Genomic DNA, 14,380 nt, shown 5'->3' with positions numbered 1-14,380 from the left:
AGCCTCGCCCGCGCAACATCGCGGCATGGAAGATATAAGCCGATTCTGGCGCGTGACGCGGCTCGCCGCGGGCGTGGCGCTTTTCGCCTGGCTGGCCGCGTGCTCGGTCGAGCCCACCTACAAGGTGCCCGATGCAGGTGTGCCGAAGGCGTACAAGGAAGCGCCGCTGCAAACGCAGGATCAGCTCGCCGGTCCGCACGACGTAGGCACTTGGACGCCCGCGCAACCCGCCGACGATGCGCATCGCGGCGAGTGGTGGAAGGCGTTCGGCGACCCCACGCTCGATCAGCTCGAGGAACAGGCGCAAGCCGCGAACCAGGACCTCAAGGCTGCAGCCGCGCGCGTGCAGCAAGCGCGCGCGGTGACGCAGGCGGCGCGCGCCTCGTGGTTCCCGTCCATCGACGCAGGCTTCGGGCCGACTCGCGAGCGCGCCTCGCCGGCCTCGCTGTATCTGCCGCAGAACGCCAACGTGCCTGCGCAGACGCTGTGGCGGGCACAGGCGACGGCGAGCTACGAAGTCGATCTGTTCGGCCGCGTGAGCTCGAATGTGCACGCAACCCAGGCCGATGCGCAGCAGAGCGAGGCGCTGTTCCGTTCGGTGCAGCTCGCGTTGCAGGCCGATGTCGCGCAGAACTACTTCCAGTTGCGCCAGTTCGACTCCGACGTCGATCTCTACCGGCGCACGGTCGCGTTGCGCGAGGACGCGCTCAAGCTCGTCGAGCGCCGTTTCAAGGAAGGCGACATCAGCGAGCTCGACGTTTCGCAGGCGCGCAACGAACTCGCGAGCGCGCGCGCCGACGCCGTGGGCGTGGCGCGCCAGCGCGCGGCTTCGGAGCATAGTCTCGCGATCTTGCTGGGCAAGGCGCCGGCCGACTTCACGTTCCCCGCGACGCCGCTTGCGCCGGTGGTCGTGCAGGTGCCAGCCGGCCTGCCTTCGACCTTGCTCGAACGCCGTCCCGACATCGCCGCCGCCGAGCGGGCGATGGCGGCCGCGAACGCGCGCGTGGGCCTTGCGAAGGCGGCGTTCTTCCCGAAGCTCGATATCACGGGGGCGTTCGGTTATGAATCCGCGACGCTCGGCGATCTGTTCATGTGGTCGAGCCGCGCGTTCCTGCTCGGGCCGCTCGCGGGCACGGCGCTCACGCTGCCGCTGTTCGACGGTGGCCGGCGCCGGGCCAATCTCGCGCAGTCGCGCGCGAAGTACGACGAGGATGTCGCGCAGTATCGCCAGCAGGTGCTCGTGGCGTTCCGCGAGGTCGAGGACAATCTCTCCGACCTGCGCCTGCTCGGCGACCAGATCGGCGCGCAGGACGATGCGGTGAGCGCCTCGCAACGCGCCGCGCATCTCTCGCGCACGCAGTATGAAGAAGGCGAGGTGAGCTATCTGAATGTGATCGACAGCGAACGCTCGGTGCTGGTTTCGCAGTTGCAGGCGAGCCATTTGCAAGGCTCGCAGGCGGTGGCAACCGTCAATTTGATCCGCGCGCTGGGCGGCGGGTGGGGCGATGCGAAGCCTGATTCAGCGCCTGCTGCCGGTGCGCCCGTCGCAAGTTCGGCGACTGCCGCGCCGCTCGCTTCACGCTGAGCGCTGCCGTGGCGACATGCGCGCGAGCCGCAAGGCGGCTGGCGCGCACGCGCGGGAACGACCTGAACCGAATCGGTACACTCGAGAAACTGGGCGCGCGACAGCCCGCTTCCCGAGGAACGTTCCGTTGGAGTTCAAACTACCGACCACGGCGACGGCGCCGTTTTGCCCGTCCGAAGTGCAGGGCAGCGTGGAGGTCTCGCCGCGCGCGCCATTCTGGAAGAAGTTCTGGCAGTTTGCCGGACCCGGCTTGCTGGTGTCGATCGGCTATATGGACCCCGGCAACTGGGCCACCGATATCGAGGCCGGTTCGCGCTACGGTTACCAGTTGCTGTTCGTTGTGATGCTGTCGAGCATTGCGGCCATGGCGCTGCAATGCCTCGCGATGCGCCTTGGCATCGTCACCGGGCGCGATCTGGCTGAGCTTTCGCGCACGCGCTACGCCAGGCCGGTTGCGCTCGGGCAGTGGGCGCTGGCCGAAGTCTCGATCATCGCGTGCGACCTGGCCGAGGTGCTGGGCGGCGCGCTCGCGTTTCATCTGCTGCTGGGCTGCTCGCTGCTATGGGGCGTGGTGCTCACCGCGTTCGACACCGTGATCGTGCTCGGCCTCAAGGGCAAGAATTTCCGCACGCTCGAAGCAATCATGGCTGGCCTCATCGCCACCATCGGCTTGGGCTATGTGATCGAGCTGACGCTCGTGAAGCCGCATTGGCCCGCCGTGTTCGCGGGCGCGCTGCCCTCGTGGCAAGCGGTCTCGTCGCAGGAGCCGCTGTATCTCGCCATCGGCATTCTCGGCGCGACCGTCATGCCGCACAACCTCTACCTGCATTCGTCGATCGTGCAGACGCGCGCCGTGAAGCGCGATCACGCGAGCCTCGCGCAGGCTATCGGGCTGTCGCGGCTCGACACCATCGGCTCGCTCACGCTCGCGCTGCTGATCAACGCGGCGATTCTGATTCTCGCGGCGGCGGCCTTTCATGCGACCGGCCACAACCAGGTCACCGAGATCGAAGATGCCTACAAGCTGCTCGCACCCGTGGTGGGCAGCGGCGTTGCGTCCGCGCTGTTCGCCGTGACGCTGCTGGCCTCCGGGCAGAGCTCGACCTTCACCGGCACGGTGGCGGGGCAGGTCGTAATGGAAGGTTTCCTGCAGATGAAGATCCCCTGCTATCAGCGGCGTCTCATCACGCGCGTGCTTGCGCTGATTCCTGCTTTCGTGGGAGTGTGGCTGCTCGGCAATGGCGCGGTGGGCAAGCTGCTGGTCGCAAGCCAGGTGGCGTTGAGCCTGCAATTGCCGTTCGCGCTTTGGCCGCTCATCCGCATGACGAACGATCGCGCGCTGATGGGGGATTTTGCGAACCGGCTGCACACGCGCGTGATTGCGTGGCTGCTTTTCGCCGTGATCACGGCGGCAAATTCCTGGCTCGTCTGGGGGACGCTGAGGGGAAGCTGAAGAAGGGAAAGGCGCTTCGCCGTCCGGCTCTCGTTCCGAGCGCCGGACGGTTTCGCGTCTGATTTGATGCGTCCGGTTTTTGAGCGTGCTCCGCCCGCCGGATCTTTGGTCTCCTACGCTTATGCAGCCTCGGCAATGCCATCCGGTAACTGCTCCGGAAGGTCGCGGTCGGTCTGCTCGGCGCCCCGTCGCGCTGCAGCGGCCTTTTTCGTCTTGCCCGCGCGCGAAGGCGGCTGGCATGCGCCGCACACGACGTTGTGCTGCAAGTCGTGGCGGTGCGCGACGAACCTGCCGCTACAGCGGCAGCAAGGCGTCATCTGCAGAATATCGGCATCAAAAAAACGCACCAGGGTCCATGCGCGCGTGAGATCGAGCACCGGCTCGGTCCCGCTGTGGCTGCAGTGTTCCAGATAAAGCCGGAACCCCTTGGTGAGCGCGTCGAGATGCGAGCAACGCGCTTCATTCTTCAAAAACAGGTACGTGTTGTAGAACAGCGATGCATGAATATTCGCCAGCCACGTCATGTACCAGTCTGCCGAAAACGGCAGCATGCCCTTGGGCGGCGACACGCCGCGGATCTCGCGATACAGGCGGATCATGCGGTCGCGCGAAAGCGAGAGCTCGCTCTCCAGCACCTGCATGCGTGCGCCCAGTTCGATCAGCGCAATGGCACGAAAGACTTCTTGCGCGTCTTCGGTGAGGCTGCGCCGGTTCGTCGACATGACCCGTTCCTCAGGCGAACTGCACAGCGGGCTGTCCTGCAAGCAGGATGGCCGTGTGCGTGGCCGCCACGTCGGCATGCCGGGTTGTCTGCGTGAGCGCGGACAGCATGGCGTGATCGTCGAAGCGGAACAAACAAAGGAGCTGGTCGGAAGCGGCCAGCTTCACGATCTGCGCGAGCGACAGACCGGAAAGCAGATCGGCCAGTTCCGACGACAGGCCCAGTCGGAACATCCCGACTGGCTTGTCCTCGCGAAGCATGCGCTGCGCGAGCATCAGGTACGACAAGTTAATTTCGCGGATTGAATCCAGCGTCTCGCTGCTGCGGTCCATTTTCTCTTTTCCGAAGCCCCGATTAACCCCCCGGCGTTGTGCGCCGTTGTAACTTTTATGGCTCTTGGTCGGCCCGCTCATGAGTGGCGCGCCTGACTTTTTGATACAACACGTTACAACTCGTAACATGTTGGAGCGAATTGTATGAGGGGAGATCTCAGAAATCAATCCCTGTGACAAAAAATAATCGGTCTGTTACAAATGAATTCGGTAATTTTTTCTGTTTGCCGGGGAGTGACTCCGATTGGCATCGCGTTTCCCCTTATTGGATAAGGAGTTTCACGTAAGGTGCCGTAATAAAAGGACTTTTTCGGACGGCATGTGCGTATGCGAAATGGATTGCGAAAAACACTTTGGCGGGCTTTTTGAAGTAATAGAGCTGAAAGAATTGGATCGAATCGGAAATAAATTCCCATTACAAACCCCATCCATCTGACAATAAACTTGTAACAGGTGTATCGACCCTGTGTAACGAGTCATGTCTAAATGTGACAGGCGGGACTCCGGCGGCGGACTTTGTAACACGGTTTGGTTACACAACCAGGGCAATTGCGGGGTAAGTGAGCTTTTCTGTCAACTTATATCATGACGTGATATAAATAATGTAACAGGCAAGCTCGTCAGAGCAGCAGGGAGACAGGGAGAAGCGAAATGGGCGCGTTCAACCGCATTCTGTTGTGTTACGACGCCACGCAGGAAGGGCGCCGCGCGCTGCGCGAGGGCAAGGATCTGGCCCTCGAATGCAGGGCGCAGACGCATTTGCTCGCGGTGCTCGACCAGTCGCCGCTGCAGTGGGGCACCGACATTGCATCGGCGGTGCCCTATGAAGCCGCGGAGGCGGCCGCGAAGGACATTCTGGAAGACGGTGTGGCGCGCCTGAAGGCACTCGGGCTGGAGGCAACGGGGCATTTCGCCGTCGGCCGCGCGATAGACGAGATCGCGCGCGCGAGTGAGTCGTTCAACGCCGACCTCATCGTGCTGGCCCATCACCGCAGAGGTCCGCTCAGGCGCTGGTGGGAAGGCCGGGACGACCGCAAGCTGCTCGACCGGGTGTCGTGCAGCGTGCTGGTGGTGACGGCGCCGGAGGCCGCCGAAGCGGCGGCTGCCTGAGTGCGTGGGTGAGGCGAGCGCGCCTACGAGCGCGCGGGCACCCCGGCTTGCCGGGCTGCTTTGTCGCCGAGAATCGGTGCGCGCTTGACCTCGGCGATATAGAGCAGGATGAGCGAGACCCACACCACGCCGTAGAGCAGCATGAAACAGCTCGAGCGGATCTTCAGCAGGTCGAGCAACACGCCGAACAGGATCGGCAGCAGGAAGCCGCCCAGCCCGCCCGCGAGGCCCACCACGCCGGTCACCACGCCCATATTGGTGGGAAAGTCGTCGGCCACATACTTGAAAGTCGACGCCATTCCGAACGCCAGCACGCCCCCCAGCACGAACGTGAGCGCGACGAAGCCCGCGAGCGGCATGCTGATATGCAGTGTTTCGGTGCCGTCGATGGTGTGAATCACGAAGTCCGTGGCTGGGTACGAGAGGATGAAGAGGCAGATCCACGCGACCCACAAGCCCCACCATGTGACGCTGTGCGCGCCGAACTTGTCGGCGAGTACGCCGCCCACCGCGCGCAACACCGACCCGGGCAGCGAGAAGCCCGCCGCGAACGCGGACGCCATCACGATCGACATTCCGTACTCGGCTTTCAGATATTGAGGAATCCACAGCGAAAGCGCCGTGAACCCGCCGAACGTGATCGAATAGTACTGGCACAGGCGCCAGACGCGGGAGTCGCCGAGCACCTTGAATGCGTCGAGCCACGAGCCGTTCGTCTTGCCCGCGCCGGGGTCGCGTGCGGAGCCGAGCCAGAAGATCACGGCGGTCACCAGCAGCGCGACCGCATAGGCGCGCGGCACGAAGCGCCAGCCATAGAGCTTCTCGAGTTCCGGTGTCACGAACAGATTGACTGCAGCGCCCACGGTGCCCGCGCCGAAAAAGCCCATCGCGAAGCCACGCTGTTTGGGCGGAAAGAAGCGCGCGACATAGGGCGTGCCCACCGCGAAGGAAGCACCCACGCAGCCGAGAAAAAGGCCAATCGCGAGGAATTGCCAGAACTGATTGGCGTAGCTGACGATATACACCGGCACTGCGCAGACCACCAGCAGGATCGTCATGACGATGCGCCCGCCGAAACGGTCGGTCCACGTGCCGAGCGGCAGCCGCATCACCGCGCCGGTCAGCACGGGCGTGGCCGTGAGCAGGCCGAACTCGGTGCTATTGAGCTTGAGTTCGTCGCGCAACTCCACGCCGATCACTCCGAACATCATCCACACCACGAAGCAGACGAGGAACGCGAAGGTGCTCACGAACAGTACGGACCATGCTTTGGCGTCGGCCGTGACAGGCGGGGCGTCGGCATTCGCGGGCTTGCGTGCCGGGATGTTGCGCTGATTCATGACGTCTTCCTCGGTTGCCTGGCTTACTGGACCAGCGGGCTCGCCGCGGCATCGACGGCGGCATTTTCGAGCGTGGCCTCGGAAGCCAGAATCGATACGTATTGCTGAATGGCCTTGTGGCGGACCCGCTCCGCAAGAAAGCGCGCGATGCCGTCGGCGGCGTCCTCGAACGCGACCGGCTCGCCGGCCACGCGGCGCTCGATGCGCACGAGGTGAAACCCGAAGCGCGTGCGCACGAGACGCGGCAGCAGGCCTTCGTCGGCATGGTCGAACAGTGCGCTCTCGAACTCGGGTACGGTGTCGCCGCGCATCAACTGGCCGAGGCTGCCGCCCACGCCCGCCGAGGGGCAGTTCGAAAGTTCGCGGGAGCGCGCCTCGAAGGTCTCCGGCGCGGCCAGCAGCGCATTGAGCGTTTCCTCGGCTTTCTGGCGCAGCAGCGCGAGCGGCACGCGGTCCGTCACGGCAAAGAGAATATGGCTCGCGTAGACGATCTCGTTGCGGATGAAACGCGTGGGGTGTTGTTCGTAGAAGCGCCGGCAGTCTTCGGGCGTCGGCTCCGGCGTGCGCAACTCGCGCGTGAGCAGCGCTTCGAGCACGTCGTCGTCGAGCGGGCTCGCGGCGTCGATCAATTCGAGCTGCACCGCGCGCTGGCGCAGCAGTTCGCGCACCACCAGCGAGCGGCGCGCTGCGAGCTGCGGATCGGGGTCGTCGCCATGATGGCGGCTTTCCTCGGCGATCGCGTTCAGATCGATTTCGACATGGTTCACGCGAGCGGGCGCATCATGTCCGGCGTCCGCCACGGTTTGCGAATCGGCATTCATGGACCGGTCTCCTTGATGTTTCAGCGCTTGCGCACGAGCTGGTACGGACGCAGCAGATAGGCCACCGAAGCGATGCCGCTCCAGATATGCACCATGCGCGTGAACGGCGAAACGAGGAAGATCGTGAAGCCGAGCGCGATGTGCGTCTGGTAGACGAGCGGCACGCCGTCGAGCAGACCGGCGATGTTGCCGCGGAACGTCACGATGCCCTTCACGTAGTCGGTGAGCTGCTCGAACATCGCGCCGTCCATGTGGCCCGCCGAGAGCACCACGGTGCCGAGTCCCAGCGCGAGCTGCACCCACAGCATCAGCACGATCACGATGTCCCATGTCCTGCTGTTGTGGCGGATGCGCGCATCGCCGAGGCGCCGCGCGATCAGCATCGTGAGTCCGATGATGGCGAAGAGGCCTGCGGTGCCGCCCGCGACCATCGCAAGCAGCTGGTGCACCGACGCCGAGATGAACGGCGCCACGAGCCAGTGCGGCGCGAGAAAGCCCACGAAGTGACCCATCACCACGACCAGGATGCCCCAGTGAAAGAGGTTGCTGCCGGCGCGCAGCGCGCCGCGCCGCAGCAGTTGCGACGAGTCGCTCTTCCAGGTGTATTGCTCGCGGTCGAACCGTACCAGCGAGCCGAACAGCAGCACCGCCAGACAAATGTACGGATAGATGCCGAACAGAAACTGGTGGAAATATTGGCCCATGACTGCTCCTTGCTGAATGCGCGGCAGGCCGCGCGGTGTACAGGTGCGGCTTTCAGCGCGACGGCCGGCGCGCATGGAACTCCACGGGCGCCACCGCCGGCTGCGCATTGCCCATGAATTTCACCGGCTCCTCGCTCCAGGCGGCATCGAGCGCATCGAGATCCTGGCCGTCGTGCGGCGCGTTCGCGTCGTCGTCGTGGGCCTCCTCAGGCAGCGCCGTTTCGGTGTTGCCCGCGAGCGCGAGCACCGCACCCGTCACATACGCGTAATGGCTGTTGCGGCGGCTCAGCTCGGCAGTGATCGCCTGCAGAATCGAGAGGGTTTCGCCGAGCAGCGAGCGCGCCTCGCCGGCTTCGAGGATCGACAGATATTCGAGGAATACCGGCAGGTAGTCGGGCAGCTGCGCGGGGCCGAGCAGCAGCCCATGGCGCTCGTACATCTGCTTCAGGTCGATCATCGCCTGGCCGCGCTCGCGCGACTCGCCGTGCACATGCTCGAACAGATGCAGCGAGGTGGCGCGGCCGCGGTCGAACAGCGCAACGTAGTTCTCCTGGAGCGAGAGCAGGTCGCGCGAGCCGAGATAGTCGAGAAAGCGCAGCAGATGCTCGCGCGTCTCGCCGCGCAGCGCGCGTTCGCCTTGCACGAGTTCGCGCGCCTCGTCGAGCGCGCTGATCAGCGCTTCGGTCGGGTACTCGAGGCACGCGGCAAGCAGCCGGAACGTGAGGCGATTGGGAGGGCGTGGCGCAAACATTCAGATCTCCTGAATCGGAATACGGCGCGAGCCGGTCTTGGGGGCAAACAGGCTGGCCTCGCTGCGGCCGTCCGAGCAGCCGTTGCCGAAGGTGAAGCCGCAACCCGAGCGCAGATCGAAGGCGTCTTCCGCATATTCGCGGTGCGTGGTGGGAATCACGAAGCGGTCTTCGTAATTCGCGATCGCGAGATAGCGGTACATCTCCTCGACCTGATGCAGCGAAAGCCCCGCTTGATCGAGCACCTGGGTGGCATCGACGCGGTCCACGTGACGCGCGCGCATGAACGCACGCATCGCGAGCATGCGCTCGAGCGCCAACTTTACGGGTTGCTCGTCGCCGGCGGTCAGCAGATTCGCCAGATAGCGCAGCGGAATGCGCAGCGCCTCCACGTCGGGCAGGTAGCCGTTCATGCCGAGGTCGCCGCTGTTCGCGGCCGAATTGATCGGCGAGAGCGGCGGCACGTACCAGACCATCGGCAGCGTGCGGTACTCGGGGTGCAGCGGGAACGCGATCTTCCAGTCGATCGCCATCTTGTAGACCGGCGAGCGCTGCGCGCCGTCGATCCACGCCTGCGGAACGCCGTCGCGCGCGGCCTGCTCGATCACGGCCGGATCGAACGGATCGAGGAACACGTCGAGCTGCGCCTGATAGAGGTCCTTCTCGTCGGCCACGCTTGCGGCTTGCTCGATGCGGTCGGCGTCGTAGAGCAGCACGCCAAGGTAGCGGATGCGCCCCACGCAGGTTTCCGAGCACACCGTTGGCTGTCCCGCCTCGATGCGCGGATAGCAGAAGATGCACTTCTCGGCCTTGCCGCTTTTCCAGTTGTAGTAGATCTTCTTGTAGGGGCAGCCGGACACGCACATGCGCCAGCCGCGGCACTTGTCCTGGTCGATCAGCACGATGCCGTCTTCCTCGCGCTTGTAGATCGAGCCGGAGGGGCAGGAGGCCACGCACGCCGGATTGAGGCAATGCTCGCACAGACGCGGCAGATACATCATGAAGGTGTTTTCGAACTGTCCGTAGATGTTCTTCTGCACGTTCTCGAAGTTATAGTCTTTCGCGCGCTTCTCGAACTCGCCGCCAAGAATCTCTTCCCAGTTCGGCCCCCATTCGATTTTTTCCATGCGCTCGCCGCTCACGAGCGAGCGCGGCCGCGCGACCGGCATCGCCCTGGTGTTGCCGGCTTCCTGCAGATGCGCGTAATCGAAGGTGAACGGCTCGTAGTAGTCGTCGATCTCGGGCAGATGCGGGTTGGCGAAGATCTTCGCGAGCAGGCGCCACTTGTTGCCCTGGCGCGGCTCGATCTTGCCGTCGGCCTTGCGCACCCAGCCGCCGCGCCACTTCTCCTGGTTCTCCCACTCCTTCGGATAGCCGATGCCGGGCTTGGTTTCGACGTTGTTGAACCACGCGTACTCCATGCCCTCGCGGCTCGTCCAGACGTTCTTGCAGGTGACCGAGCACGTGTGGCAGCCGATGCACTTGTCGAGGTTCAGCACCATCGCAATCTGCGCGCGCACCTTCATGACGTTTCTCCTTCGCGGGCGGCCGCATTGACTGGAGCATTGACGGGGGACGGCAGGTTGCCTACGGGCGTTTCTTCGCTGTCGAGCCAGTCGATCTTCTTCATCTTGCGCACGAGCAGGAACTCATCGCGGTTCGAGCCGACCGTGCCGTAGTAATTGAAGCCGTAAGCCAGTTGCGCATAGCCGCCGATCATGTGCGTGGGCTTGACCGAAATGCGCGTGACCGAGTTGTGAATGCCGCCGCGCGTGCCGGTGATTTCCGAGCCCGGCGTGTTCACGATCTTCTCCTGCGCGTGGTACATCATCACCATGCCGCGCGGAATGCGCTGGCTTACCACGGCTCGCGCGCATAGCGCGCCGTTCGAGTTGAAGCACTCGATCCAGTCGTTGTCGACCACGCCGATCTGCGCGGCGTCCTTCTCGGAGATCCACACGATCGGCCCGCCGCGCGAGAGCGTGAGCATGAGCAGATTGTCGGTGTAGGTGCTGTGAATGCCCCATTTCTGGTGCGGCGTGATGAAGTTCAGCGCGATCTCGGGATTGCCGTTCGAGCGCGTGCCTTCCATGTGCGCGTAGCTGCCCGTGTCGATGGGCGGCTTGTACACGCACAGGGCTTCACCGAATGCGCGCATCCATTCGTGATCCTGATAAAGCTGCTGTCTGCCGCTCAGCGTGCGCCACGGGATCAGCTCGTGCACGTTGGTGTAGCCCGCGTTATACGACACGTGTTCCGATTCGATGCCGCTCCACGTGGGCGACGAAATGATCTTGCGCGGCTGGGACTGGATATCGCGGAAGCGAATTTTCTCGTCGGCACGCGCCTCGGCCAGATGTTCGTGCCGCACGCCGGTGATCTTGCCGAGCGCTTCCCACGCTTTGACCGCCACTTCGCCATTGGTTTCGGGGGCAAGCGAGAGAATCGTTTCGGCTGCGTCGAGCGCGGTTTCGATGCGCGGGCGGCCCGCGGCGTCGCCGGACTTCGGCTCGTTCGGATAGCGATAGTTGAGGGCGCCGAGCTCGTTCACTTCGTCCTCGGTGTTCCAGCTGATGCCCTTGCCGCCATTGCCGAGCTTGTCCATCAGCGGCCCGAGCGAGGTGAAGCGGTGATACGTCTCGGGGTAATTGCGCTCGATCACGGTCACCCCAGGCATGGTCTTGCCCGGCACCGGCTCGCACTGGCCACGTTTCCAGTCGGCGACGCCGAACGGCTGCGCGAGCTCGCCCGGCGCATCGTGCGCAATGGGCGAGAGCACCACGTCGCGCTCCTTGCCGAGGTGGCCCACGCTCAATTCCGAAAAGCGCTTCGCGATGCCCTTGAAGATTTCCCAATCGCTCTTCGCTTGCCAGGCCGGATCGACGGCCGCGGAGAGCGGGTGAATGAACGGATGCATGTCGGACGTATTCATGTCGTCCTTCTCGTACCAGGTGGCCGTGGGCAGCACGACGTCCGAGTACATGCAGGTGGTGGACATGCGGAAGTCCAGCGTGCAGAGCAGGTCGAGCTTGCCGCGCGGCGCTTCATCGTGCCAGACGACTTCTTCGGGACGCTCTGCGCCATTCTTCGCGACTTCCTCGCCCTGCACGCCGTTAGTGGTGCCGAGCAAATGCTTGAGGAAGTACTCGTGCCCCTTGCCCGAGGAGCCGAGCAGATTGGAGCGCCATACGAACAGGTTGCGCGGGAACGAGGCGGGGTTGTCGGGGTCCTCGCAGGCGAGCTTGAGGCTGCCGTCCTTGAGCTTGCCCGCCACTGCCGCGCCTGCCTGCGTGGCGTCGCCGAGCGCGCGCCCGAGTTCGAGCGGATTGCACCCGAGCTGCGGCGCCGAGGGCAGCCAGCCCATGCGCTCGGCGCGTACGTTGTAGTCGATGGGCGTGCCGTGATACGCCGACTTGTCCGCGAGCGGCGAGAGCAGGTCGGTGGGGTTCATCGGATCGTAGCGCCACTGGTCGGTGTGCGCGTAGAAGAACGAGGTGGCGTTCATGTGGCGCGGCGGGCGGCTCCAGTCGAGCGCGAATGCCAGCGCGGTCCAGCCCGTTTGCGGGCGCAGCTTCTCCTGGCCGACATAATGCGACCAGCCGCCGCCCGACTGGCCCACGCAGCCGCACATCACCAGCATGTTGATGATGGCGCGGTACGCCATGTCCATGTGATACCAGTGATTGATGCCCGCGCCGATGATCACCATCGACTTGCCCTGGGTCTTGTCCGCGTTTTCCGCAAACTGGCGAGCGACGTTGATCACGTCGGCGCGCTTCACGCCGGTGATCGCTTCCTGCCATGCGGGCGTGTACGGCACGTCGTCGTCATAGCTTTGCGCGACGTCCTTGCCGCCGAGGCCCTGATCGAGGCCGTAGTTCGCGATGAAGAGATCGTAGACGGTGGCCACGAGCTTCTCGCCGTCGCGCGTCGCCACGCGGCGCACGCCAATGCGGCGGCTCAGCACCGACTGATGATCGGTATGCGAATAGTGCGCGTGCGCGAGGTTGCCGAAGTATGGGAACGCCACGTCCACCACTTGATCGTGGCCTTTGACCAGCGAGAGCGCCGGCACGAGCGATGCGCCCTGGGCGTTTTCCTCGCGCAGGTTCCACTTGCCGAGGTCGCCGCCTTCCTGCTGGCCCCAGCGGAAGCCCGCCGAGCCGAGCGGCGCCGCGAACGCGCCGTTCGCGGAATCGATCACGACGGTCTTCCAGTCCGGATTGTTGGTCTGGCCAAGAGAATCGGCGAAGTCGGAGGCGCGCAGGTAGCGATCGGGCACGTACTGGCCGTCGCGCTCCGTGAGCGTGACGAGGCACGACATGTCCGTGAAGCGGCGGCAATAATCGGCGAAATATGTGCTTTTGCCGGCGAGATGATATTCCTTCAGGATCACGTGGCCCATCGCGAGCGCGAGTGCGGCGTCGGTGCCTTGCTTGGGATGCAGCCAGATGTCGCCAAACTTCGCGCCTTCGGCGTAATCGGGGAAGATCGACACGATCTTCGCGCCGCGATAGCGCGCCTCCACCATGAAATGCGCGTCGGGCGTGCGCGTTTGCGGCACGTTCGACCCCCACAGCATGATGAACGAGGAGTTGTACCAGTCGGCCGATTCCGGCACGTCGGTCTGCTCGCCCCACGTTTGCGGCGAGGCCGGCGGCAGGTCGCAATACCAGTCGTAGAACGAGAGGCATACGCCGCCGATCAGCGAGAGATAGCGCGAGCCGGCCGCATACGAGACCATCGACATGGCGGGAATGGGCGAGAAGCCCACCACGCGGTCGGGGCCGTGTCGCTTGATCGTATGGACGTTGGCCGCGGCGACGAGCTCGGTCACTTCGCTCCAGTCGGCGCGCACGAAGCCGCCGAGGCCGCGCCGCGACTGGTAGCTCTGGCGCGCCTCGCCGTCGTCGACGATGGCGGCCCACGCTTGCACGGGCGAGAGCGTGCGGCGCTTCTCGCGCCACAGCTTCACGAGCGCGCTGCGCACGAGCGGATATTTCAGGCGGTTCGCGCTATAGAGGTACCAGGAGTACGAGGCGCCGCGCGAGCAGCCGCGCGGCTCGTGGTTGGGCATGTCGGGGCGCGTGCGCGGATAGTCGGTCTGCTGCGTTTCCCACGCGACAATGCCGCCCTTCACATAGATCTTCCATGAGCACGAGCCGGTGCAATTGACGCCATGCGTGGAGCGCACGATCTTGTCATGGGCCCAGCGCGTGCGATAAGCGTCTTCCCATTTGCGGTCTTCGTCGGTCACGGCGCCGTGGCCGTCCGCGAATTGCGGCCTGGCAGTAGTGAAGTAACGCAGACGATCAAGAAAATGACTCATGGCATCTCCAGCTACTGTGGCAGGGACAGGTGTGATTTAAGGGGAAGATCGTAAAGAAGTAAAGAGAGTGCAAGAAATAAATTCCATTGGCGATGCGGATTTTTACGCACCGTGCATGCAATGCAATTTGAATGAATACTGGTCCCTCGCGGTCATTGTGCACGATTGGGTATTCAGCCGTTTTTTGAATGGTCGGGTTTAAATGTTTGGAATCGTTTTCGTTATATTTTTATGGG

The 14,380-nt window shown here is 64.1% G+C and carries 11 protein-coding genes; 3 read left to right on the top strand and 8 right to left on the bottom strand.

The annotated features are described in order from the left end of the window. Positions 1 to 25 precede the first annotated feature (25 nt). Complete coding sequence (locus tag P5W99_RS15760) at positions 26 to 1,585, top strand: efflux transporter outer membrane subunit (RefSeq protein ID WP_421027041.1); 1,560 nt, start codon at positions 26 to 28, stop codon at positions 1,583 to 1,585. Between the two features lie 127 nt (positions 1,586 to 1,712). Next, positions 1,713 to 3,038, top strand: a complete 1,326-nt coding sequence (locus P5W99_RS15755) for an Nramp family divalent metal transporter (RefSeq protein WP_434663708.1) — start codon at positions 1,713 to 1,715, stop codon at positions 3,036 to 3,038. 119 nt (positions 3,039 to 3,157) lie between these two features. On the opposite strand, the gene flhC is transcribed toward P5W99_RS15755, so the two are convergent. Next, on the bottom strand, positions 3,158 to 3,760 hold the full coding sequence (gene flhC / locus P5W99_RS15750; protein ID WP_421026119.1) for a flagellar transcriptional regulator FlhC: 603 nt from the start codon (positions 3,758 to 3,760) through the stop codon (positions 3,158 to 3,160). A gap of 10 nt (positions 3,761 to 3,770) precedes the next feature. Next, on the bottom strand, positions 3,771 to 4,091 hold the full coding sequence (gene flhD / locus P5W99_RS15745; protein WP_175195331.1) for a flagellar transcriptional regulator FlhD: 321 nt from the start codon (positions 4,089 to 4,091) through the stop codon (positions 3,771 to 3,773). 651 nt (positions 4,092 to 4,742) lie between these two features. Between flhD and P5W99_RS15740 the strand changes: the two genes are divergently transcribed. Next, entirely contained in the window at positions 4,743 to 5,201 is a 459-nt protein-coding gene (locus P5W99_RS15740; protein WP_421026118.1) for a universal stress protein, read from the top strand. A 23-nt stretch (positions 5,202 to 5,224) separates the two neighbouring features. Here P5W99_RS15740 and P5W99_RS15735 read toward each other — a convergent pair whose 3' ends face one another. The 6 genes from P5W99_RS15735 to P5W99_RS15710 are packed head-to-tail and all read right to left on the bottom strand — an operon-like array spanning position 5,225 to position 14,144. Further along, positions 5,225 to 6,541: an MFS transporter gene (locus P5W99_RS15735; protein ID WP_434663704.1), complete on the bottom strand. Its 1,317-nt coding sequence runs from the start codon at positions 6,539 to 6,541 to the stop codon at positions 5,225 to 5,227. A 23-nt stretch (positions 6,542 to 6,564) separates the two neighbouring features. Next, on the bottom strand, positions 6,565 to 7,362 hold the full coding sequence (locus P5W99_RS15730) for a peptidylprolyl isomerase (protein WP_434663702.1): 798 nt from the start codon (positions 7,360 to 7,362) through the stop codon (positions 6,565 to 6,567). A 20-nt stretch (positions 7,363 to 7,382) separates the two neighbouring features. Next, positions 7,383 to 8,066 (bottom strand): respiratory nitrate reductase subunit gamma, encoded by a 684-nt coding sequence (gene narI / locus P5W99_RS15725; protein WP_421026115.1) that lies wholly within the window; start codon positions 8,064 to 8,066, stop codon positions 7,383 to 7,385. A gap of 52 nt (positions 8,067 to 8,118) precedes the next feature. Beyond that, positions 8,119 to 8,817, bottom strand: a complete 699-nt coding sequence (gene narJ, locus P5W99_RS15720) for a nitrate reductase molybdenum cofactor assembly chaperone (RefSeq protein WP_421026114.1) — start codon at positions 8,815 to 8,817, stop codon at positions 8,119 to 8,121. Continuing rightward, on the bottom strand, positions 8,818 to 10,341 hold the full coding sequence (gene narH / locus P5W99_RS15715) for a nitrate reductase subunit beta (RefSeq protein WP_434663700.1): 1,524 nt from the start codon (positions 10,339 to 10,341) through the stop codon (positions 8,818 to 8,820). Beyond that, positions 10,338 to 14,144 (bottom strand): nitrate reductase subunit alpha, encoded by a 3,807-nt coding sequence (locus tag P5W99_RS15710; RefSeq protein WP_434663697.1) that lies wholly within the window; start codon positions 14,142 to 14,144, stop codon positions 10,338 to 10,340. Before P5W99_RS15710 ends, narH begins: the two co-directional genes overlap by 4 nt. Positions 14,145 to 14,380: the final 236 nt, after the last annotated feature.

Source organism: Paraburkholderia sp. A3BS-1L (assembly GCF_051125215.1).
Lineage (GTDB): Bacteria > Pseudomonadota > Gammaproteobacteria > Burkholderiales > Burkholderiaceae > Paraburkholderia.
This window is presented reverse-complemented; position numbering and strand designations above follow the sequence as displayed.